Source organism: Microbacterium sp. GW823-FHT02G05 (assembly GCF_058797175.1).
In genome coordinates this window covers 336,622-357,351 of sequence record NZ_JBXAJK010000001.1, presented here as the reverse complement: position 1 = coordinate 357,351, position 20,730 = coordinate 336,622, and the positions used below count along the sequence as shown (strand labels likewise).

Sequence of the window (20,730 nt, the reverse complement as noted above, 5' to 3'; positions counted from 1 at the left end):
CCGTTCTGCACTCGTGCGGGGCGGGGCCCTTTGTTGATGCAAGATCGTCTGTGGCCTCGAACAGCCTCCGCTCCCGCTCCGGCTCAGAACAGCATGGGGGCCGGCTGGGGCGCGCCTGCGGGTGCGGATCGACGCGTGCGATCGGTCCGAAACGTGGGCATCGGAGGTGTCGCGGCGGCTCCGACGGGTCGCTCCTGCAAGACCTCTTCCTGGCGGAACCCGCGCGACGAGCTACCGGTGCCGCCCGATCCACGATCGAGTCCGTGCATCCGGATCAGCGGCCGGACGCGGTTCGCGAGCCACTGCCGATACACCTTCGGTGCTTCGGCGGCGGCGCCCGGATAGAGCGTTCGGTAGGACGAGAGCAGGTCGGGGCGGGTCTGGCTGAGCCACTGCAGGAACCACGGTTTCACACCGGGGCGTAGATGCAGCGCCCCGTAGATCACGCTGCCGGCGCCTGCCGTCTTGATGCGTGCAAGTGCCGTGTCGATTGCGGCGAGGGAGTCGGTGAGGTGCGGCATGATCGGCATCAGGAACACCGTCACGGGGAAGCCGGCGTCGCTGAGGGCCCGCACTGTGTCAAGGCGGGCCTGCGTGCTGGGCGCGCCGGGTTCGATCGCCTTCTGCAACTCATCGTCGTACATGGCGATCGACATCTGCACGTCGACGGGCACCTGCGTCGCCGCGTCGACGAGCAGGGGGATATCGCGCCGAATGAGCGTGCCTTTCGTGAGGATCGACATCGGAGTGCCGGACGTGGCGAGTGCCCGGATGATTCCCGGCATCAGCTGATAGCGGCCTTCGGCCCGCTGGTACGGATCGGTGTTGGTGCCGAGGGCGACGGTCTCATGCTTCCAGCGGCCGCGTCGCAGCTCCTTCTCGAGGATCTCGACTGCGTTGACCTTCACGACGATCTGAGAGTCGAAATCGGCTCCTCCGTCGAGGTCGAGATAGGTGTGAGTGCCTCGCGCGAAACAGTACGTGCAGGCATGGCTGCACCCCCGATAGGGGTTGATGGTCCAGGAGAACGGCATGCGCGAGGCGCCCGGAACGGCGTTGAGAACAGACTTCGCGAGCACCTCGTGGAACGTCATTCCTGCGAACTCCGGTGTCGTCACGGTGCGAAGGATGCCGGTGCGGTCTTCCAGTCCGGGCAGGGCTGACGCATCCACCTCTCCCAGTCGCTGCCCTTGCCATCTCATACGCTCCATTCGAACAGATGATCGAATGATCGTCAAGGTGGGATCGTCGAAATCTTCGAATCTGTGGAGAGGTGGAGCATCCGTCCAGTGAAGGGGGAGACAATGAAGGGGTGACTGACCCGCAGCGTCCGGTTGCTCGCCATGCCCGGGCGAGCTCTTCCGCGTTGCGCATCTTCGTGCCGATCGGCATCGCGGTGACTGTTCTCGGGATCATCCTGGCGCTGTTTGAAGGTGCAGGAGCCGCCACCGGCGCGGGGTCAGCGGCGCTGCGTGTGCCTCCTCTGCCGGTGACTGCCCAAGAGCTTCCTGTCGTCGAAATACAGGCGGCAGAGGTCGTCGACCACTGTGCGGAGCCCATGGTGCAGCAGGCGCTCGCCTCTGGTGATGACAATGCAGCCGTCGCGGCCTTCGGCGGTGGCGCGGCTTTTCGTGCGGCGGTGGCCACGGGCAATGCTCCGTGCGTCGATCTCGCTGATCCGGTGCGGCTGTGGCTCGTGGTCAACAAGCTGCGCTCGCTCTCGCCGGCGGAGTACGCTCCTGCGTCGTTGGGTGAGCCGGCGCTCCTTCGCGATTCCTCTGCGGGGCCGGTGCGTGCGGATGTCGCCGCAGCGTTGGATGCGATGTCGGATGCCACGGTGGCGGCGGGCCTCGGTCCGTTGGCGCTCGGCAGTGGCTACCGCTCCTTCGAGACGCAGGTCGGCAACTACTCCGGTCACGTGGACGAGCTCGGGCAGGAGGGTGCGGACGAGGTCTCTGCCCGTCCCGGACACAGCGAGCATCAGACTGGTCTCGCAGCCGACGTGGTCAGCTGCGCGGACGGATGCGGCGGCATCTACGACTTCGGGGGCACGCCGGCGGGGGTCTGGGTCGCGGAGAACGGCTGGCAGTACGGGTTCATCGTGCGCTACGAGGCGTCCGCGACAGCATCAACCGGATATGCGCCCGAGCCGTGGCACCTGCGCTACATCGGCACGGAGTTAGCCCGCGCCTACCATGAGGGTGGCTACCAATCACTGGAACAGTTCTTCGCGCTTCCCGATGCGCCAGGCTACGCCGACTGATCGAGGAATCCGCGGTTCGACGGGATCTGGTGGCATTCCACAATGCTGACACCGAGTATCACGAACGGTGAGATGCATTCTCACAATGTTCTTTCGTCCGGTCGGCGGAATCCCTAGACTCGCGGTGCAGTGAAGCACCCTATCGACTGGGAGGACGCGCGATGGAACGCGACATCTACGACGAGGACCACGAAGCATTCCGTGAGCTGGTGAAGGATTTCGTCAAGCGGCACGTCACCACGGAATCGCTCGCGAAGTGGGACGCCGACGGTGAGATCGACCGCGCGACCATGCTCGCCGCTGGAGAAGCCGGACTGATCGGGCTCTCCGTTCCCGAGGAGTTCGGCGGTGCCGGAATGCTGCAGGACTACCGCTTCCGCACGATCGTGATGGAAGAGGTCATCGCCGCCGGTGCGGGCTCGCTCGCCGGTGCCTTCGGTATCCAGGACGACCTGGCCGTGCCGTATCTCGTGCACATGGGCACCCCCGAGCAGAAGGCAAAGTGGCTTCCGCGCATGGCGACCGGCGAGGTGCTCGGCGCGCTGGCCATGACCGACCCTGGCGCGGGCAGCGACCTGCGCGGCATCAAGACCAACGCCAAGAAGGTCGACGGCGGGTACATCCTCAACGGCGCGAAGACGTTCATCTCCTCCGGCACGACCGCCGACATGGTCGTCACCTTCGTCAAGACCGGCGAGGGCAACCGTCCTGACGCGTTCAGCCTGCTGATCGTGGAGAAGGGCATGGAGGGCTTCGAGCAGGGCAAGAAGCTCAGCAAGATGGGCTTCCACGGGTGGGACACCGCCGAGCTGAGCTTCACGGATGTCTTCATCCCGGAGGAGAACCTCATCAGCGGCAAGGAGGGGCAGGGCTTCATCCAGCTGATGCTGAACCTTCCGCTCGAGCGTCTGTCGATCGGTGTCGCCGCAGCGGCCGCAGGCCAGGCCGCGCTCGACTGGACCGTCGCCTACACGAAGGATCGCGAGGCGTTCGGTGAGCGCATCGCCGACTTCCAGAACACCCGCTTCCGTCTCGCCGACATGGCTGCGACGACCGACGCGATGTGGGCGTACATCGACCGCGCGCTGCTCGCCTACCGCGACGGCCGGCTCTCGGCCGAGGACGCCGCGAAGGTGAAGTTCTGGGCCACCGAGCGCGAGTGGGAGCTGCTCGACATCGGCGTGCAGCTGCACGGCGGTTACGGCTACATCATGGAGTACCCGATCGCGCGGGCCTTCACCGATGCTCGTGTGCACCGTATCTACGGCGGCACGAACGAGATCATGCGCGATCTCGTCGGGCGTCAGATCGCAGGCAAGCGCTGACATCGCGTTGAGAAGAGGGGCCCGGATGCTGCATCCGGGCCCCTCTTCTCGTCAGGAGGGCGAACCGCTCGTCAGGACCGCGCCGACACCGGGCGTCGCCCGCCGACGCCCGCGGCACGCAGCCGGTCGGCGATGAGGATTCCCAGCGCGGTGCCTCCGATGCAGCTGGCGAGCGTGATCGCGAAGAAGAGCAGCTGGACGGGCAGCGTGAAGCTGCTGAGGTCGAATGAGGCCCACGCAAGCAGCGGGTAGACGATGCCCACGACCACGGCGCCGACGTAGTGCAGCCACGTTCCCCAGTAGCGCCAGAGCACGAAGAGGAACGGCAGCTCGGTGAAGGCCGCCCACCACAGGTTCGTGGCGACGCTGCCGAACCCTTGGCCGGAGAGCGGCACGATCACAAGACCCGCGAGCAGACCGACGAACAGTCCGACAAAGGGGCGGCGCAGAAGTCGCAGCGCGATGACTGAAGGCAGCAGCCAGAGGCCCGCGAGACCCACGCTGACGAAGGGCAAGGCGGCGAACAGCATGGTGGACACCCAGTTCGCCGGGGCGAGCAGCAGGCCGCCGGCCACGCCGAGAGCCGCGCACGTGAGCAGGATCGCGGTGGGGAAGTGGAAGCGCCGCGCGCGGGCGTTCGGAGCGGCGGTCACGACAGCGGCTCCGCGGCCGCCGCACGCGCGGCCTTCGACGCTGGCGATGCGGCGCCGATCTTCCAGTATCCGCAGAAGCTCACGGCGTTCTTGTCGACACCGCGCTCACCCACGAGCAGCTTGCGCACGCCGGACGCCAGTGCCTGCTCTCCCGCCGCATAGGCGTGGAATGGGGCGCCGGGCAACGTTGCGGTGTCGAGCGAGGCAAGGGCGAGCGTCCCCGGGGCGGTGCCCTCCGGGCGGATGACCCAGGTCACGACGATCCCCTGCGGGCGAGGGAAGTCGAGCGCATCCTGCTCCGACGGAACCTCGATGATCGCGACTCCCGTGGCGTCGCCAGGCAGTGACGCGCAGATCGCGGAGATCGCGGGCAGAGCCGTCTCATCGCCGATCAGCACCACGCGATCCGTGCCACGCTCGGGGTTGAAGGCGAGACCCTCATCGATGATCAGCACGTGCTCGCCGGGAGCGCAGGTCTCGGCCCAGCGGGAGGCGGGCCCGGCGGTGCCCTCCGCGGCCGAGCCGTGGAGCACGAAGTCGACATCGATCTCAGCCCCGGTCTCGGTGGTCGCAGGGCGGTAGGCGCGAACCGTGTAGTTGCGCATCACCGGACGCTCTCCGTCGGGGATGCGCAAGAACTTCAGGTAGCCGAGCATCTTGTTCGCCTTGGCCGGCACCCGATCCAGCCCGGCGTCACCGCCGATGGGCAGGAACAGCCGGAACCACTGGTCGAATCCCATGGGCGTGAAGCGCGCGATGTCCCCGCCACCCAGGGTCACGCGGATCCAGTGCGTGGAGAGGCGCTCCGTGCGCAGCACCGTCAGGTGCAGGAGTTCGGCGGTCTCAGGCTTGACCATCTTGCTTAATGCCATGGGGGCCTTTCACATCGGTTGCCAGGGGAAGAACGCGATGAGGATCGCGGCGGAGAGGGCGAGCGTCGCCACGACGAACACGATGTCGCGTGCGCGGAATGGCACCAGGTACCGCTCGGTGCGCGAGGGGAACGCCCCGAACGCGCGAGAGTCCATCGCGAGGGAGACGCGCTCTGCATGTCGGATCGCGCCGGCGAGGAGGGGCACGATGTACCCCCACCCGCGGGCGATGCGGGAGAGCGGCCCTCGTCCGCCGTGGTGGCCGCGGACGCGGTGCGCGGCGCGGATCACCGCCAGCTCGTGGCCGAAGCGGGGCACGAAGCGGAAGGCGGCCAGGGCGGTGTATCCGATGCGGTACGGCACCCGCAGCTGCTGCACGCTCGCACGGACGAGGTCGGGTCCGCTCGTGGTGAGTCCGCCGACGAGAGCGAGGGCGACGATCGCCCCGAGGCGGAGCCCCGTCGCGAGTCCGATCGCGAGTGCGCCGCTGTACAGCGTCCATCCGCCGATCGAGGCGACGGGCGTGGTGTCGGCGACGAGCGATGCGTCGACCCACAGAGAGAATCCGAAGGCGATCGCGATCACGCCGACCGGCAGCGCGAGCAGCAGCAGTGCGAGCAGTCGGGGAGTGAGTCGGGCTCCCACGAGCAGCAGGGCATAGGCGAGAGCGAGGAAGGCGGCCGGGGTGGCGAGGTCGCGCACGAAGATGAGCACGGCCATGGCCGGCGCGAATCCGATCACCTTGGCGAGCGGATTGAGGGAGTAGAGGAACTGATGGGGCGCGGATGCGGTCATCCGTGCGTAGGGGTCGAAGGCGGTGCTTGTCATGGCATCACCCCGAGTCCCGCCGAGGTGAGCACGCGCTGCAGCGGCGGAACACGCAGGCCGGCGTCGATGAGGATCGCGGGCTCGTCGAAGAGCGCCGCAGTCGCGCCTGCCGCACGAACGCTGCCGTCGGCGAGCACGATCAGGTGACTCGTGTGCTCGGCGACGAGCTGGAGATCATGCGTGACGATGACGATCGTCGTTCCTTCTGCGCGCAGCTGCTGGAGCAGATCGAGCAACTCCGACGCCCGCGCCCTGTCCTGACCGAACGTCGGCTCATCGAGCGCGAGCACGCGGGGCCGGGTGATCAGTGCGGTGCCGACGGACAGGCGCCGCTTCTCACCGCCGGACAGCAGGAACGGGTGCACCTCCGCCTTGTGCGAGAGGCCGAAGCGGCCGAGCATGTCGTTCACCCGGTCGGTGATCTCGTCGGGGGCCATGCGCTGCAGGCGCAACCCGTGCGCGAGCTCGTCGTAGACGGTCGCTGCGATGAACTGGTGCTCGGGGTTCTGGAAGACGAAGCCCACGCGTGCAGCGAGGTCACGGGGTGCTGCGGTGCCCGGATCGACGCCGTCGATCGTGACCTGCCCCTTCGGCGGCGGGACGACGCCGGCGAGCGCCTGGATGAGCGTGGTCTTGCCGGCGCCGTTCGCGCCGACGATCGCGGTGAGGCTGCCTGCGGGGATGTCGAGGTCGATGCCGCGCAGGATCTCCGTGCGACGACGTTTCACCGACAGCCCGCGGGTGCGGATGATCGTTTCGGGCTGCGGGGCCTCGGGTGTGGCAGGATGCCCCGGCGCGGGCTCCGTCGATGGAGCCACGGGATGTGCCGCCAGAGCAGCAGCCAGGTCTTCCGGCGACAGCGGCAGCGGCAGCCGGTCGAGCTGTCGCCCCTGCTTTCGCAGCCGCAGCGCGGCGAGGGTCGCTCCGGGAAGCCATACGCCCATCTCGAGCAGGTCATCGGCGTGTGCCCGGATCGTCTCGGCTGCGGGGCCGTCGAAGGCGATGCGCCCCTCGCGGTCGAGCACGATCGTGCGGGTGACGAAGGCCATCGCGGCGTCGAGATTGTGCTCGACCAGAAGGATCGCGCGGTCTCCTTCGGCGACCACGTCCGTGAGCGCAGCGTAGACATCGTCGATCCCCTGCGGATCGAGGTTCGCCGTCGGCTCGTCGAGCACGATCAGCGGCGAACCCATCGCGAGGGCGCAGGCGATCGCGAGCCGCTGGCGTCCGCCCCCAGAGAGCCGATCGGGATTCTCGTCCCGGCGCTCCCACAGGCCGACGCGGCGCAGGGCGCTCTCCGTCCTGGCGCGCACCTCGTCGAGCGGGAGCCGCAGGTTCTCTGGACCGAAAGCGACCTCGTCGTAGACCGACCCCGTGACGATCTGCGCGTCCGGATCCTGGAACACCATCGCGACGTGCGTGCTCAGCGTCGCGGTCGGATTGTCAGCGGTGTCGAGGCCACCCGCCTCAACCAGACCCGTCATCTCCGCCGGCACCGCGTGCGGGATGAGACCGTTCAGGGCGAGCGTCAGAGTGGACTTGCCCGAGCCGGATGCGCCGAGCAGAAGCACGACCTCGCCGGGGTGGATGTCGAACGAGACGTCTCGCGGGGACGGATGCGCGGAACCGGCGTGGGTGATCGAGAGGTCACGCACGCGGAGCAGGGGCGCGGATGGACGCACGTCGGGCCTCGAGTCTGCGAGAGGGGTCTCAGACTAATTTAGATGAGCCTTACCTGATCCGCTATCCGGGAGTCAGCGTCGGGCGACACCCGCGCGGCCCAGAGCAGCGCCGATCGCCAGTCCGATCGCGGTCCAGGCGATCGGACCCAGCACGGAGATCACCAGATAGGCGATCTGCGCCCACAGCGGCTGCACTTCGAGATTCGCGGCGAAGAACACCACGACAGCCACGAAGACACCGATGATCGCCGCCGAGATGAAGAAGCGCCACGCACCCCAGGACCGATAGCGTGTCAGCGCGGCGACGCCCTCTTGGATGAGCCCGAACAGCAGTGCGGTGCCGATGAACCGCATCGACCAGGCCGGGTTGAAAGCGCTCGCGATGAGCGCGGCGAGCACGTGTGTGATGAGCGCGACGAGGGGCTTGCGCAGCACTTCCTGGGCGATGATGCCCGGCAGCACGTGCGAGCCGAGCACGAGGCCGTAGAGGAACGCGGGGCCGGCGAGGACGGGAAGTGTGATCCACCCGGCGATCCCGCCGAGGAGCCCGGTCGCGACGCCGATCGCCGCGCACACCAGAAGGACGCGGGTCGACAGAACGGAACGGGTAGCCACGGCACAAGCCTACTGTCGCGGGACACTTCCGACGGCGCGAGGTCCCGGGTTTAATCGCCGGCAATGAGTGGTCGGATGCTGCGCCGTGAACCGTTCGTCGCGCCATCGACGCCGCTCGTCGCAGCATCCGCTTCCCGCCCCTCCTGCGGACACGGACCTCCCTACCGTGGGGAGACGCAAAGACGCGCACCCCGAGGAGAACCCCATGACTGCACCATCGTCGCGCCGCAGCGGCGGCTCAGGGCTCATCGATGAGCCCGAGATCGTGACCAATCCGAACCTTCCCCCGGTCGCCCTGTCGGCCGAGGACGACCGCAAGGCCAGCAGCTGGACGCTGCCGAAGATCATCCTCTGGGTGGCCATCGCGCTGCTCGGAGCCGTGGCGTGGACGATGCTGGCCATTGTCCGCGGCGAGACCGTCAACGCGATCTGGTTCGTGTTCGCCGCGGTCTGCACGTATCTGATCGGCTACCGCTTCTACTCGAAGGTCATCGAGCGCTACATCACGCGCCCCGACGACCGCCGGGCCACCCCCGCCGAGGTCAAGCAGGACGGCAAGGACTACGTCCCCACCGACCGTCGCGTGCTCTACGGACACCACTTCGCCGCGATCGCCGGCGCTGGCCCGCTCGTTGGCCCCGTGCTCGCCGCGCAGATGGGCTTCCTGCCCGGAACCATCTGGATCATCGTCGGCGTCGTGCTCGCCGGCGCGGTGCAGGACTACCTCGTGCTCTTCTTCTCGATGCGCCGCGGAGGCCGCACGATCGGCCAGATGGCCCGTCAGGAGCTCGGCAAGATCGGTGGAACCGCCGCGATCATCGCATCCCTGCTGATCATGCTGATCATCGTGGCGATCCTCGCGCTCGTCGTCGTCAACGCGCTGGGCGAGAGCCCCTGGGGCGTCTTCTCGGTCTCGATGACGATCCCGATCGCCCTGTTCATGGGCATCTACCTGCGTTACCTGCGCCCCGGCAAGGTGACCGAGATCTCGATCATCGGCTTCGCGCTGCTCATGGCCGCGATCATCGGTGGAGGCTGGGTCGCCGGCACCGAGTGGGGTCAGGCGATCTTCCACCTCGACCGCACCACGATCGCGTGGGGCATCATCATCTACGGCTTCATCGCCGCCGTCCTCCCGGTCTGGCTGCTGCTCGCCCCGCGCGACTACCTGTCGACCTTCATGAAGATCGGCGTCGTCGTGATGCTCGCCGGAGCCATCGTGCTCGTGCGTCCCGAGATCACGGTCCCCGCGATCACGATCTTCGGTGAGAACGGAATGGGTCCGGTGTTCGCGGGTCCGCTCTTCCCCTTCCTCTTCGTCACGATCGCCTGTGGTGCCCTGTCCGGCTTCCATGCGCTGATCGCGTCGGGAACAACACCGAAGCTCATCGAGAAGGAGCGCCAGACCCGCTTCATCGGCTACGGCGGCATGCTCATGGAGTCCTTCGTCGCGATCATGGCCCTCGTCGCCGCGATCTCGATCGACCAGGGCATCTACTTCGCCATGAACGCGCCTGCGGCCGCGACCGGCGGCACTGTCGAGGGTGCCGTCGCGTTTGTGAACTCCCTCGGACTGACCGGGGTGAACCTGACACCCGAGATGCTCACCGGCACCGCACAGGCGGTCGGTGAGGAATCGATCGTCTCGCGCACCGGTGGCGCACCGACGCTCGCGCTCGGCCTCGCGCACATCATGCAGCAGGCGCTCGGCGGGCAGGCGCTCATGGCGTTCTGGTACCACTTCGCGATCATGTTCGAGGCGCTGTTCATCCTCACGGCGGTCGACGCGGGAACCCGGGTCGCGCGCTTCATGCTGCAGGACTCCATCGGGGCCTGGGCTCCGAAGTTCCGTGACGTCTCCTGGCGTCCTGGTGTGTGGATCTGCACGGCGATCATGGTCGCCGGATGGGGAACGATCCTCATCCTCGGCGTCACCGACCCGCTCGGCGGCATCAACACCTTCTTCCCGCTGTTCGGAATCGCGAACCAGCTGCTCGCCGCGATCGCGCTCGCGGTCGTGCTGGCGATCGTCGCCAAGCGGGGGCGCAGCTACTTCCGCTGGCTGTGGATCATCGCCGTGCCCCTCGCGTTCACGGCCGTCGTCACCATCACGGCGTCGATCTACAAGATCGCCTCGCCCGTGCCCGCGATCGGCTACTGGTCGAACCACTTCCGCTACGTCGCGGCGCGCGACAGCGGCGACGGCTCGCTGGGTGCCCCGGAGGTCGTGGACGCGGTCATCCGCAACACGGCTGTGCAGGGAACGCTCTCGATCGTGTTCGTCGTGCTCGCGATCATCGTGATGATCTCGGCGATCGTCTCGACGATCAAGGCGATCCGCAATGGTGGCGGAGAGAACACCGAGGATGCGCCGGTCGCCTCGCGTCGCTACGCCCCGGCGGGCTTCCTTCCGAGCACTGCCGAGCGTGAGCTCGAGAAGCAGTGGGAGCCGATCCTCGCCGATGAGCGCGCGGGAGCGAAGCACTGACATGACCGAGATCGCCTCACCGGCGAACGCCACGCCCACCCGCTTGCGCGCGCTCCTCCGCGTCGCAGGGCGGGTGGGCGGTGGCATCCGCTGGTACATCACGAACCTCATGGGCGACAGCGCCTACGCGACCTATGTCGCGCATCAGCGTCGTCAGCACCCTGATGAGGAACCGATGACCGAGCGGCAGTTCTGGCGGCAGAAGATGGACGATCAGGATCGCAATCCAGGTGCGCGCTGCTGCTGAGGGCAAGACCGCGGATGCTTAGGCTGAAGGCATGACGGATGTCGTGCTCGCCGCCGTTTTCGGCGCTCTCGGGGGCATCGCGCTCACGCTGCTGCTGCTGCTCGTGCGGCGGCTGGCGCGCGGCGGTGCGGATCTCGGCAGCGAGGCGGAGCAGGCGACGCTGCGTGCGCTGCACCAGGCGAGCCTCGCGGCACCGCATCTGCGCGGAGGGCTCTCCGGACCGGATGTCGTGAAGGCGTCGCGCCACCTGCGGGTGCTGCTGGGCAGCGCCGCGGTCGCGATCGTCTCGGAGGACGACGGCGTGTGGTTCGACGGCGCGTCCGACGGGCTGGAGTCCGCTGCGCGGCGCATCGCCGCACAGGTGCGCGCGTCCGGTCGTCGGCAGGTCTTCCCCTCGCCGCGGCAACATGACGCGCTGGAGGCCGTCGGTGCTCCGATCCGCGTCGATGATCAGATCCTCGGCGTGCTCGTCGCCTTCGCGGAGCGCGTCCCCGCGACGCTCGTTCGCGCCGCGGAGGAGGTCGCCGACTGGTGCGCGGCCCAGCTCGCGCTCGGCGGTCTCGACGCCTCGCGCACGCAGCTCGCCGAGGCCGAGCTGCGCTCCCTCCGCGCGCAGATCTCGCCGCACTTCATTTACAACGCACTCACCGCGATCGCGTCGTTCATCCTCACCGACCCCGCCCGGGCGCGGGAGCTCGTGCTGGAGTTCGCGGACTTCACGCGGTACTCGTTCCGCCGGAAGGGTGAGTTCACGACGCTCGCGGAAGAGCTCGGCAGCATCCACTCGTATCTCGAACTCGAGCGCGCCCGCTTCGGCGATCGCCTGCGCGTGACGCTGCAGGTCGCGCCGGAGACACTGGCGACGGTGATCCCGTTCCTGTCCGTGCAGCCCCTGGTCGAAAACGCCGTGCGTCACGGGCTGGAGCCGGGGGAGGGCGGCGGCGAGATCCGCATCATCGCCCGCGACGTCGGCGTCGCCACCGAGATCACGGTCGAGGACGACGGCGTCGGCATGGATCCGACCGCCCTGCAGGCGACTCTGACCGCCGCCGACGACGGCCTGCACGTGGGACTGCGCAACGTCGACACGCGCCTTCGGCAGCTCTACGGCAGCGAGGGCGGGCTCGTCGTCGAGACGAACACCGGCGCGGGTACCCTGGTGCGCATGCAGGTGCCGAAGTCGCAGCCTCTGCACGATCCCGAGAGTGATTGAGGGGTGCCCATGATCGATGTGCTCGTCGCCGACGACGAGACGCCCGCCCTGGACGAGCTCGTCCACCTGCTGCGCGCCGATGACCGCATCGGCGAGATCCTCACGGCCACCTCGGGTGCCGAGGCTTTGCGGATCCTGTCGGAGCGCCCCGTGCGCATCGCCTTCCTCGACATCCACATGCCGGGACTCGCAGGCACCGACATCGCCCGCGCAGCGCTGGGGCTCGTCGCCCCGCCAGCGGTGGTCTTCGTGACCGCCGACGATGCCCGAGCCGTCGAGGCCTTCGAGCTGCGGGCCATCGACTACCTGCTCAAGCCGGTGCGCGCGGAGCGACTGCGCCGCGCGATCGACCATGTTCTGGAACTCGGCGAAGCGCCGCGATCCGGTGATGACGAGATGCTCGTGGTCACGGTCGGATCCCACGTGCGTTTCGTGCGCCGCAGCGACGTGCGGTGGGTGCAGGCGCAGGGCGACTACTCGCGGCTGCATACGGGCGACGGGAGCGGTCATCTGATCCGCACACCGATCTCCGAACTCGAGACGAGGTGGGCGGATGCTGGGTTCCTGCGTATCCACCGCTCCTTCCTCGTACGGGCTGATGCGGTCTCGGAGGCGCGGCTTTCGGGCTCGGAGCCGTCGGTGTCGATCGGTGACACCGCGCTGCCGGTCAGTCGGCGACTCGTCGCCGCCGTGCGCGAAGCGCTCGTGCGCGGAGCGGGCGCCTGATGCCCGAGACACCGAAGCGGGTGCGGGTCACGGCGGATCTTCCGCCGCAGCGCGGCGCGCCCCTGACGCGCGGGATTGCTTTGCCGGGGGCGCCGGTGGATGAGGCGGATGCTGTGTTCGTGCGCGCGCTGGTGCGCAGCCAGCTGCGGCTGGCTTTGGGGGTCGTCGCCGGTTTCGTCGTGGTCGTCGTGGCCCTCGCGCTGGTGATCGCGCTGGTGGACGATCTGAACCAGGTCGTGATCGGGGGCGTGCCGCTGCCGTGGCTCTTGCAGGCGTACGCGTTCTATCCGATCATCGTCGTGTTCGCCGTGATCTATGTCCGAGGCGCGGTGCGCAATGAGCGGCGCTACCGGGCACTGAGGGAACGCGAATGAGCCCGGTTCTCGACATCGTCGGTGTCGCGCTGGTCGTCATCGCCACGCTGCTGATCGGCGTGTACGGACTGCGCATCTCGCGAACGACCAGCGACTTCTTCGTCGCCTCCCGCACGGTGCGGCCGGTATGGAACGCGTCGGCGATCAGCGGTGAGTATCTGTCTGCGGGGACGTTCCTCGGACTCTCCGGACTCGTGCTGCTCGACGGCGCCCGCGGATTCTGGTTCCCGATCGGCTACGCGGCCGGATACCTGCTCGTGCTCGCATTCGTCGCCGCCCCACTGCGCCGCAGTGGGGCGCACACCATCCCCGACTTCGTCGAGGCGCGCCTGGAGTCGACCTCGGCCCGGCGCGTGACGAGTCTCGCGGTGCTCGTGATCGGCTGGCTGTACATCGTGCCGCAGCTACACGGCGCCGGCATCACGCTCTTCGTCGTCGCGGGTCTTCCGACCTGGGTCGGCGGTGTGACCGTCGCCGTGCTCGTGGGGGTGGCGGTCGCCGCGGGTGGCATGCGCGCGATCACGTACGTGCAGGCGTTCCAGTACTGGCTGAAGCTCACCGCGCTGCTGGTTCCCGTCGTCTGCATCGCCTTCGCACTCGGGTCGGGGCCGCACGACATCGATCCGGCACTCGTCTTCCCTGCCGAGGCGGGGCCGTCCGGCTTCGACGCGTACCAGACCGCCTCGCTCATGATCGCGCTGCTGCTGGGAACGATGGGGCTGCCGCACGTGCTCGTGCGGTTCTACACGAGTCCCACCGGGGTGTCTGCGCGCGGGACGACTGTCATCGTGATCGGCATGGTGAGCGTCTTCTACATGGTCTCGAGCACGATGGGACTGCTGGCCCGCATCGCGGCTCCCGACCTCGCGGTGCCGGGGGTCGCCGACACCGTCGTTCTGCTGCTGCCCTCCCGGATCTTCCCGGGCCTCATCGGCGAGCTGCTCACGGCGCTCATCGTCTCCGGAGCTTTCGCTGCCTTCCTCGCCACCTCTGCCGGGCTCGTCGTCTCCCTCGCCGGTGTCATCAGCCAGGACGTCTTCTCGGGCTCGGTGCGCTCATTCCGCCTCTCGGCGGTGCTGTGCGCGATCGTGCCGCTCGCCGTGGCGCTGCTCACCGCCCCCGCCGGCCTCGGATCCAGTGTCGGCGTCGTGTTCGTGATCGCCGCGTCCACGCTGTCGCCGATCGTGCTGCTGGGGGTGTGGTGGCGGGGCCTGACCGCACGAGGTGCGGTCGCGGGAATGGGCGTGGGCGGGCTGTCCGCGGGACTCGCGCTCCTCGTCTACGGTGTCATCGACGGGGTCGGTGCCGCGGCACCGTTCCTCGCGCAGCCGGCGGCCTGGAGCATCCCGCTCGCCACCGCCGTGACGATCGTCGTCTCGATCATGGATCCGCGCGGTCCGTCGCCGCGCACGGAGCGCTTCCTCGCCCGGGTGCACGCGCCGGAGCGGGGCTGACCCTCGGGCGTGCTCAGATCAGATCGAGCGGTAGCGCGCCTTCAACCGCACGGGCGGAATCGGCGGGGCAGGGATGCGCACGTCGCCGTGCCCGGGAACGGTGCCGAAGCGCGCCGCATCCGCCTCCCAGTCTTCGCGTGCCTGAACGATCTCCTCGTGCGTGCGTCCTGCGAAGTTCCACCACATCACGATGCCCTCGTCGAACGGCTCTCCGCCCAGCAGGAACAGTTGCGCACCCTCTGTCGTGAGGACGTCGATGCCGTCGCGCGAATCACCGAGGAACAGCAGCTCGCCGCGCGGGATGACCGTCTCGGCGTCGCCGTCGACGACGCGCACCTCACCCTCGACGAGCACGATTCCGTGCTCCCATGCGGGGTCGAGGGGCACGCGGATGCGACTGTCCGCCGAGAGCTCGATCTCGGCGCCCACGATCGGGGTGAACACGGTCGCAGGTGAACGCACGCCGGCGAACTCACCGAGGACGACCGTCGCCGCCGCATCCGGTCCTTCCATCGACGGCAGTGCGATGCGTGGCAGGTCGGCGTGCTGCTCGAAGCCAGGGGCACCGTGGCGTGACGCATCCGGAAGCACCACCCAGAACTGCAGCGCGTCCAGGGGCACGGGCCCATCGCCCACCGAGTACTCGGAGTGGGCGATGCCGTTGCCGGCCGTCATCAGATTCAGCTGGCCGCGGCGCAGCACCACATCGCTGTCGAGGGTGTCCCTGTGTCGGACCTCGCCGACGAGAGGCCAGGTCACGGTCTGCAGGCCGATATGCGGGTGCGGTTCGACGCGCATGCGCACCTCGTCGGGACCGAAGCGGTCGAAGAAGCACCACGCGCCGATGGTTGGCAGTTCGCGATTGGGCAGGATGCGCTGCACGTTCATCGCGCGCACACCGCCGAGTGGCACCTCACGGGGTTCGAGCAGGATTGAGCGGGGGCCGTGCATGATCAGGTGTCGGGAGTCGCGCGGCGCTCAGGCCAGCGGATGGTCGCGCCCGGCACCTCATGCGTCGTGAGGTACTTGGCGATGTAGGGGCACAGTGGCACGATCGTCTCGCCGGATGCGGCGGCATCGGCCAGCGCATCGGCGGCGAGGCGTCCGGCCAGGCCTTTGCCCTGGAACGCCGGATCGACCTCGGTGTGGATGAAGCGGATCGCGCCGGGGCGCAGATCGAATTCGGCGAAGCCCGCGAGAACGCCGTCATGGTGGATCTCGTAGCGAGACGCCTCGTCGTTGCGGGTGACCGTGATGTCGCTCATGTCTCTCCTTCACCTCTGGTTCCAACTTACGACGGATCGGAGACATCGGGGCCGAACCGATGTCGCCTGCTCTGGTTACGCTGGAAGCATGACGCAGCCCTCCTCCGATCCGTACGAGGGGCTGCCCTATCCGGATGCTCCTCTCGACGATTTCTACGCACCCGGGGCATACGACGAGGCGCCGCCACCGGATGCCGGGTGGGAGCCTCCGCTCGACTGGTCGAGGTCGTTTACGGCCGTGGCATCCGCTCCCCGCGCCGCCGCGCCCGCGCGCTACGCGACCGCACTCGACGCCCTGCACACCGTCTACGGCTATGACTCGTTCCGCGGTGACCAGGCCGCGATCATCGACCAGCTGGTCTCCGGCGGCGATGCGATCGTGCTCATGCCGACCGGCGGCGGAAAGAGCGTCTGCTATCAGGTTCCGGCGCTGGTGCGCGAGGGCACGGGCCTCGTTGTGAGCCCGCTCATCGCCCTCATGCATGATCAGGTCGACGCGCTCACCGCTAACGGTGCGCGCGCGGCCTACCTCAACTCCACGCAGTCCGCTTCCGAGCGGGCGGAAGTCGAAAGCGCGTACCTGGCCGGTGAGCTCGACCTCATCTACGTCGCCCCCGAGCGGCTGTCCAACGCCGCCACTGTGCGTCTGCTGCAGCAGGGAACCCTCAGCGTCATCGCGATCGATGAAGCGCACTGCGTGTCTCAGTGGGGGCACGACTTCCGCCCCGACTATCTGACGCTCGGCGACCTCGGCGAGAAGTTCCCGGGGGTTCCGCGCGTCGCCCTCACCGCGACCGCCACCGCCGAGACGCACCGCGAGATCACCGAGCGGCTACGTCTGCCCGAGGCCCGTCACTTCGTCGCGAGTTTCGACCGGCCCAACATCCAGTACCGCATTGACCCGAAGGTCGACGTGCGCGCTCAGCTCACCTCCTTCATCCGCTCGCAGGGCGATGGCGTCGCAGGTATCGTCTACGCGCTGAGCCGCTCCTCGGTCGAGCAGACGGCGACGTACCTGCGCGAGCAGGGCATCGACGCGATCCCGTACCACGCCGGTCTTCCCGCGGAGGTGCGAGCCGCGAACCAGGCGCGGTTTCTGCGCGATGACGGTGTCGTGGTCGTCGCGACGATCGCGTTCGGCATGGGCATCGACAAGCCCGACGTGCGTTTCGTCGCCCACATCGACCTGCCAAAGTCCGTCGAGGGCTACTACCAGGAGACCGGGCGCGCGGGCCGCGACGGTGAGCCTTCGGTGGCCTGGATGGCCTATGGTCTCGCGGATGTCGTGCAGCAGCGCCGGTTCATCCAGCAGGGTGACGGCGATCGTGCGATCAAGCAGCGCCAGAACCAGCACCTCGACGCCATGCTCGCCCTCTGTGAGACGGTGTCCTGCCGTCGTCAGAACCTGCTCGGCTATTTCGGGCAGCAGGCGCAGCCGTGCGGCAACTGCGACACCTGCCTCACGCCTCCGGAGAGCTGGGATGGCCTGATCCCCGCTCAGAAACTGCTCTCCACGATCGTGCGTCTGCAGCGTGAGCGTCGCCAGTCGTTCGGCGCCGGTCATCTCATCGACATCCTGCGAGGAGCATCCACGGAACGCATCCGCTCGATGCGCCACGATGAGCTCTCCACCTATGGCCTGGGTGCCGATCTCTCGGACGCGCAGTGGCGCAGCGTCGTGCGGCAGATGCTGGCGCAGGGGCTCATGCAGGCGCAGGGCGAGTACGGCACGCTCGGCCTGAGCGACGCGAGCGCGGGTGTGCTGTCCGGATCCACTCCCGTGCAGCTCCGGCGCGATGTGCTCACGCGCGTCGGCAAGGGGGCGAAGGCGTCGGGCAGCAAGCGTTCGGCGGCTGATGCTCTGGATGCCGCCGACCGGCCGCTCTTCGAGGCGCTGCGCGCCTGGCGCGCGGAGACCGCTCGCGAGGCCGGTGTGCCCGCGTACATCGTCTTCGGCGATGCCACACTGCGCGCGCTCGCCGAAGCGCGCCCCGTCTCGCTCGCCGCCCTCGGCGGCATCACGGGTATCGGCGAGAAGAAGCGTGCCGCCTACGGTGAGGCTGTTCTCGCGGTCATTGCCGCTGAGGGGTGACGACGTGCGGTGCGGATGAACGTTCGGTGAACCCGGTGGCGGAGGTTTGCTCTCTATATCGATCTCCATCAATATAGAGAAGTGTCATATCAACAGCATCCGCGCGCGTCCGCTGGGGAGCCCTCCGCATCCGCGATGACGCGCCCCGTGCGCATGCCGACGCTCGACAAGTGGTTGGCGGTGTGGATCGGCCTCGCCATGATCGCGGGGCTGCTGCTCGGTCGCTTCGCCCCCGGACTCTCCGACCTGCTCGTTCGGCTCGAGATCGGCGGTATCTCGCTGCCGATCGCGCTGGGCCTGCTCGTGATGATGTACCCCGTGCTCGCGAAGGTCCGCTACGACAGAGTCGCCGCTGTGACGGGCGACAAGAGGCTGCTCGTCTCCTCGCTTGTTCTGAACTGGCTGGTCGGGCCCGCCCTGATGTTCGCTCTGGCCTGGATCTTCCTGCCCGACCTGCCCGAGTACCGCACGGGGCTCATCATCGTCGGGCTCGCGCGCTGCATCGCCATGGTGGTCATCTGGAACGACCTGGCCTGCGGTGATCGCGAGGCCGCCGCTGTGCTCATCGCGATCAACTCCGTCTTCCAGGTGGTCGCGTTCTCTGCGCTCGGCTGGTTCTATCTCTCCGTACTGCCGGGGTGGCTGGGGCTCGATACGCAGGGTCTCGACGTATCCGTGGGGAACATCGCGCTCAATGTGCTGATCTTCCTGGGGGTTCCGCTGCTCGCCGGCTTCGCGTCCCGCTGGATCGGCGAGAGGCGCCGCGGCCGCGACTGGTACGAGCAGAGGTTCCTGCCCACCATCGGCCCGTGGGCACTGTACGGACTGCTCTTCACGATCGTGCTGCTGTTCGCGCTGCAAGGTGACGCGGTCGCCTCCAACCCGCTGGACGTCGCTCGCATCGCTCTCCCGCTGCTGGTCTACTTCGGCGTGATGTGGTTCGCGGGCATGCTGCTCGGCAAGGGCCTCGGTCTCACCTACGCGCGCTCGACGACGCTGGCCTTCACGGCCGCCGGCAACAACTTCGAACTCGCGATCGCGGTCGCGATCGGCACCTTCGGTGCCGCATCCGGCCAGGCTCTCGCCGGGGTGGTGGGGCCGCTGATCGAGGTGCCGGTGCTTGTCGGTCTCGTCTACGTCTCGTTGTGGATGGCTCGCTCCTGGTTCCAGGTTGATCCCCGCGCTGCCGAGGAGCGTGTCTCATGACGGGGATGACGTGTGCTCCGTCCACCACTTATGCGATCGGGGCGGATGCTGCGGCAGAGCTCGCCGGGGCGCTGAAATCCCTCGCGGATCCGCTCCGCCTGCGTATGCTCTCCGCGATCGCGAGCGATCCGCGGGGCGAGTCCTGTGTGTGCGATCTCGCTGCGCTGGCCGAGGTGTCACAGCCGACGGTGTCGCACCACCTCAAGGTGCTCAAGGAGACGGGGATACTGCTCTCGGAGCGGCGCGGAACGTGGGTCTGGTACCGAATCGCGCCAGGCAGGCAGCATGCTGTCGCCGCGCTTCTCGATGCGTTCGCGCCGGCTGCGGTCGCCGCCGCTCAGGAGGACGCGGAGGCACGTGTCGAGGCGGTGCGCGACGCAGACGCCCGCGTGACTCGATTGGGAGAAGATCTCGCCGACGAGCTGACGGGCCTGAATCGGGATCTCGTGATCGCGATCGTTCGTGAGTCCTACGCGGGGCTCGTGCGCTCCGCGAAGGTCACGGGTCACCTGATTTCCCTCACCGAGCGCTTCGCGCGACAGCGCCTCGCGGATCACGTGCGTGATCGGTCATCCGGCGTCCCGCAGGTGCTGTTCGTCTGCGTGCAGAACGCTGGGCGCTCGCAGCTCGCGGCCGCTCTCGTCAATCAGCTCTCCGGCGGCGCGGTCGTCGCCCGTTCTGCGGGTTCGTCGCCGGCCACCCAGGTGCATACCCAGGTGCGCTCTCTCCTCGTTGATATTGAGGGGAATCAGGAGGCGGATGCTGCTTTCCCGAAGCCGCTCACCGATGACGCCGTGCGCGCGGCCGACGTCGTCATCACGATGGGCTGCGGGGATGTGTGCCCGATCATCCCCGGCGTCCGCTACGAGGAGTGGGCTGTGGGAGACCCGGCGCTCGCCTCTGCCGAAGGCATCGAGGCGATCCGCGACGACATCGAAGCCCGCGTCCGCGGTCTGCTTGCCACCCTCATCCCCTGAAAGAAGCGAATTGAACATGAACGCTCCCCAGCCCTCCGTGCTCTTCGTCTGCGTCCACAATGCGGGCCGCTCGCAGATGGCCGCCGGGTACCTCCGTCATCTCGCGGGTGACCGCATCGAGGTGCGCTCTGCGGGGTCCATGCCCGCCGAGCACATCAACCCGATCGCCGTCGAGGCGATGCGCGAGGAGGGTATCGACATCACGGCCGAGCAGCCCAAGGTCCTCACGAGCGAAGCCGTTCAGGCATCCGATGTCGTCATCACGATGGGTTGCGGGGATGCATGCCCGTTCTTCCCCGGCACCCGCTACGAGGACTGGACGCTCGACGACCCCGCGGGGCAGGGCATTGACGCCGTCCGCCCGATCCGTGACGAGATCAGAGGACGTGTCGAGATCCTCATCGCGGAACTGCTCGGCTGACGCACAGCGAGGGTGCCGATGATCCCTGC

20 protein-coding genes are annotated in these 20,730 nt (G+C 68.2%); 12 read left to right on the top strand and 8 right to left on the bottom strand.

Features of this window, described 5'->3' with window-relative positions; all coding sequences use genetic code 11:
* Positions 1 to 83: 83 nt before the first annotated feature.
* Entirely contained in the window at positions 84 to 1,202 is a 1,119-nt protein-coding gene (locus tag AC1REM_RS01670; protein ID WP_492513015.1) for an Rv2578c family radical SAM protein, read from the bottom strand.
* Between the two features lie 110 nt (positions 1,203 to 1,312).
* Here AC1REM_RS01670 and AC1REM_RS01665 point away from each other — a divergent pair, with 110 nt between their 5' ends.
* The gene (locus tag AC1REM_RS01665) at positions 1,313 to 2,263 is read left to right on the top strand and encodes a M15 family metallopeptidase (RefSeq protein ID WP_492513014.1); all 951 of its coding nucleotides are present in this window, start codon (positions 1,313 to 1,315) and stop codon (positions 2,261 to 2,263) included.
* Positions 2,264 to 2,424: 161 nt separating this feature from the next.
* Positions 2,425 to 3,588, top strand: coding sequence for an acyl-CoA dehydrogenase family protein (locus AC1REM_RS01660; protein WP_492513013.1), 1,164 nt, complete (start codon positions 2,425 to 2,427; stop codon positions 3,586 to 3,588).
* 71 nt (positions 3,589 to 3,659) lie between these two features.
* Here AC1REM_RS01660 and AC1REM_RS01655 read toward each other — a convergent pair whose 3' ends face one another.
* The 5 genes from AC1REM_RS01655 to AC1REM_RS01635 form a co-directional block, all read right to left on the bottom strand.
* Positions 3,660 to 4,241, bottom strand: a complete 582-nt coding sequence (locus tag AC1REM_RS01655) for an ECF transporter S component (RefSeq protein ID WP_492513012.1) — start codon at positions 4,239 to 4,241, stop codon at positions 3,660 to 3,662.
* On the bottom strand, positions 4,238 to 5,113 hold the full coding sequence (locus AC1REM_RS01650) for a siderophore-interacting protein (protein ID WP_492513011.1): 876 nt from the start codon (positions 5,111 to 5,113) through the stop codon (positions 4,238 to 4,240). Before AC1REM_RS01650 ends, AC1REM_RS01655 begins: the two co-directional genes overlap by 4 nt.
* A 9-nt stretch (positions 5,114 to 5,122) precedes the next feature.
* Positions 5,123 to 5,941: an energy-coupling factor transporter transmembrane component T gene (locus tag AC1REM_RS01645; RefSeq protein WP_492513010.1), complete on the bottom strand. Its 819-nt coding sequence runs from the start codon at positions 5,939 to 5,941 to the stop codon at positions 5,123 to 5,125.
* The gene (locus AC1REM_RS01640) at positions 5,938 to 7,623 is read right to left on the bottom strand and encodes an ABC transporter ATP-binding protein (protein WP_492513009.1); all 1,686 of its coding nucleotides are present in this window, start codon (positions 7,621 to 7,623) and stop codon (positions 5,938 to 5,940) included. Before AC1REM_RS01640 ends, AC1REM_RS01645 begins: the two co-directional genes overlap by 4 nt.
* A gap of 72 nt (positions 7,624 to 7,695) precedes the next feature.
* Entirely contained in the window at positions 7,696 to 8,238 is a 543-nt protein-coding gene (locus tag AC1REM_RS01635; protein WP_492513008.1) for an ECF transporter S component, read from the bottom strand.
* Positions 8,239 to 8,443: 205 nt separating this feature from the next.
* Between AC1REM_RS01635 and AC1REM_RS01630 the strand changes: the two genes are divergently transcribed.
* Genes AC1REM_RS01630 through AC1REM_RS01605 form a run of 6 tightly spaced genes read left to right on the top strand, consistent with a single transcriptional unit; the run spans position 8,444 to position 14,740 of the window.
* The gene (locus AC1REM_RS01630; RefSeq protein ID WP_492513007.1) at positions 8,444 to 10,726 is read left to right on the top strand and encodes a carbon starvation CstA family protein; all 2,283 of its coding nucleotides are present in this window, start codon (positions 8,444 to 8,446) and stop codon (positions 10,724 to 10,726) included.
* Position 10,727: 1 nt separating this feature from the next.
* Positions 10,728 to 10,973: a YbdD/YjiX family protein gene (locus AC1REM_RS01625; RefSeq protein WP_492513006.1), complete on the top strand. Its 246-nt coding sequence runs from the start codon at positions 10,728 to 10,730 to the stop codon at positions 10,971 to 10,973.
* 31 nt (positions 10,974 to 11,004) lie between these two features.
* On the top strand, positions 11,005 to 12,186 hold the full coding sequence (locus tag AC1REM_RS01620; protein ID WP_492513005.1) for a sensor histidine kinase: 1,182 nt from the start codon (positions 11,005 to 11,007) through the stop codon (positions 12,184 to 12,186).
* 9 nt (positions 12,187 to 12,195) lie between these two features.
* Positions 12,196 to 12,912 (top strand): LytR/AlgR family response regulator transcription factor, encoded by a 717-nt coding sequence (locus AC1REM_RS01615; RefSeq protein WP_492513004.1) that lies wholly within the window; start codon positions 12,196 to 12,198, stop codon positions 12,910 to 12,912.
* Entirely contained in the window at positions 12,912 to 13,286 is a 375-nt protein-coding gene (locus tag AC1REM_RS01610) for a heavy metal transporter (RefSeq protein ID WP_492513003.1), read from the top strand. The genes AC1REM_RS01615 and AC1REM_RS01610 overlap by 1 nt, the downstream gene beginning before the upstream one ends.
* Positions 13,283 to 14,740 (top strand): sodium/solute symporter, encoded by a 1,458-nt coding sequence (locus tag AC1REM_RS01605; RefSeq protein ID WP_492513002.1) that lies wholly within the window; start codon positions 13,283 to 13,285, stop codon positions 14,738 to 14,740. The genes AC1REM_RS01610 and AC1REM_RS01605 overlap by 4 nt, the downstream gene beginning before the upstream one ends.
* 18 nt (positions 14,741 to 14,758) lie before the next feature.
* Here the strand turns inward: AC1REM_RS01605 and AC1REM_RS01600 are convergent, their stop codons facing one another.
* Together AC1REM_RS01600 and AC1REM_RS01595 are read right to left on the bottom strand one after the other, a co-directional pair.
* Positions 14,759 to 15,691 carry a pirin family protein gene (locus AC1REM_RS01600; protein WP_492513001.1) on the bottom strand — a complete coding sequence of 311 codons (933 nt, stop codon included), beginning with the start codon at positions 15,689 to 15,691 and terminating at the stop codon, positions 14,759 to 14,761.
* A 2-nt stretch (positions 15,692 to 15,693) separates the two neighbouring features.
* Positions 15,694 to 16,005 carry a GNAT family N-acetyltransferase gene (locus tag AC1REM_RS01595; RefSeq protein ID WP_492513000.1) on the bottom strand — a complete coding sequence of 104 codons (312 nt, stop codon included), beginning with the start codon at positions 16,003 to 16,005 and terminating at the stop codon, positions 15,694 to 15,696.
* An 88-nt stretch (positions 16,006 to 16,093) separates the two neighbouring features.
* On the opposite strand from AC1REM_RS01595, the gene recQ reads away from it, so the two are divergent.
* The 4 genes from recQ (at position 16,094) to AC1REM_RS01575 (ending at position 20,701) form a co-directional block, all read left to right on the top strand.
* The gene (gene recQ / locus AC1REM_RS01590) at positions 16,094 to 18,097 is read left to right on the top strand and encodes a DNA helicase RecQ (protein ID WP_492512999.1); all 2,004 of its coding nucleotides are present in this window, start codon (positions 16,094 to 16,096) and stop codon (positions 18,095 to 18,097) included.
* Between the two features lie 135 nt (positions 18,098 to 18,232).
* Complete coding sequence (gene arsB, locus AC1REM_RS01585; RefSeq protein WP_492512998.1) at positions 18,233 to 19,303, top strand: ACR3 family arsenite efflux transporter; 1,071 nt, start codon at positions 18,233 to 18,235, stop codon at positions 19,301 to 19,303.
* The gene (locus AC1REM_RS01580) at positions 19,300 to 20,280 is read left to right on the top strand and encodes a metalloregulator ArsR/SmtB family transcription factor (RefSeq protein WP_492512997.1); all 981 of its coding nucleotides are present in this window, start codon (positions 19,300 to 19,302) and stop codon (positions 20,278 to 20,280) included. Before arsB ends, AC1REM_RS01580 begins: the two co-directional genes overlap by 4 nt.
* A gap of 16 nt (positions 20,281 to 20,296) precedes the next feature.
* Positions 20,297 to 20,701, top strand: a complete 405-nt coding sequence (locus tag AC1REM_RS01575) for an arsenate reductase ArsC (protein ID WP_492512996.1) — start codon at positions 20,297 to 20,299, stop codon at positions 20,699 to 20,701.
* Positions 20,702 to 20,730: the final 29 nt, after the last annotated feature.

Coding starts and splice junctions, on each gene's coding strand:
- AC1REM_RS01620 (WP_492513005.1), top strand. CDS start 11,005: ATGACGGATGTCGTGCTCGCCGCCGTTTTCGGCGCTCTCGGGGGCATC.
- AC1REM_RS01605 (WP_492513002.1), top strand. CDS start 13,283: ATGAGCCCGGTTCTCGACATCGTCGGTGTCGCGCTGGTCGTCATCGCC.
- AC1REM_RS01595 (WP_492513000.1), bottom strand. CDS start 16,005: ATGAGCGACATCACGGTCACCCGCAACGACGAGGCGTCTCGCTACGAG.
- AC1REM_RS01615 (WP_492513004.1), top strand. CDS start 12,196: ATGATCGATGTGCTCGTCGCCGACGACGAGACGCCCGCCCTGGACGAG.
- AC1REM_RS01645 (WP_492513010.1), bottom strand. CDS start 5,941: ATGACAAGCACCGCCTTCGACCCCTACGCACGGATGACCGCATCCGCG.
- AC1REM_RS01580 (WP_492512997.1), top strand. CDS start 19,300: ATGACGGGGATGACGTGTGCTCCGTCCACCACTTATGCGATCGGGGCG.
- recQ (WP_492512999.1), top strand. CDS start 16,094: ATGACGCAGCCCTCCTCCGATCCGTACGAGGGGCTGCCCTATCCGGAT.
- AC1REM_RS01670 (WP_492513015.1), bottom strand. CDS start 1,202: ATGAGATGGCAAGGGCAGCGACTGGGAGAGGTGGATGCGTCAGCCCTG.
- AC1REM_RS01600 (WP_492513001.1), bottom strand. CDS start 15,691: ATGCACGGCCCCCGCTCAATCCTGCTCGAACCCCGTGAGGTGCCACTC.
- AC1REM_RS01660 (WP_492513013.1), top strand. CDS start 2,425: ATGGAACGCGACATCTACGACGAGGACCACGAAGCATTCCGTGAGCTG.
- AC1REM_RS01630 (WP_492513007.1), top strand. CDS start 8,444: ATGACTGCACCATCGTCGCGCCGCAGCGGCGGCTCAGGGCTCATCGAT.
- AC1REM_RS01650 (WP_492513011.1), bottom strand. CDS start 5,113: ATGGCATTAAGCAAGATGGTCAAGCCTGAGACCGCCGAACTCCTGCAC.
- AC1REM_RS01610 (WP_492513003.1), top strand. CDS start 12,912: ATGCCCGAGACACCGAAGCGGGTGCGGGTCACGGCGGATCTTCCGCCG.
- arsB (WP_492512998.1), top strand. CDS start 18,233: ATGACGCGCCCCGTGCGCATGCCGACGCTCGACAAGTGGTTGGCGGTG.
- AC1REM_RS01625 (WP_492513006.1), top strand. CDS start 10,728: ATGACCGAGATCGCCTCACCGGCGAACGCCACGCCCACCCGCTTGCGC.
- AC1REM_RS01575 (WP_492512996.1), top strand. CDS start 20,297: ATGAACGCTCCCCAGCCCTCCGTGCTCTTCGTCTGCGTCCACAATGCG.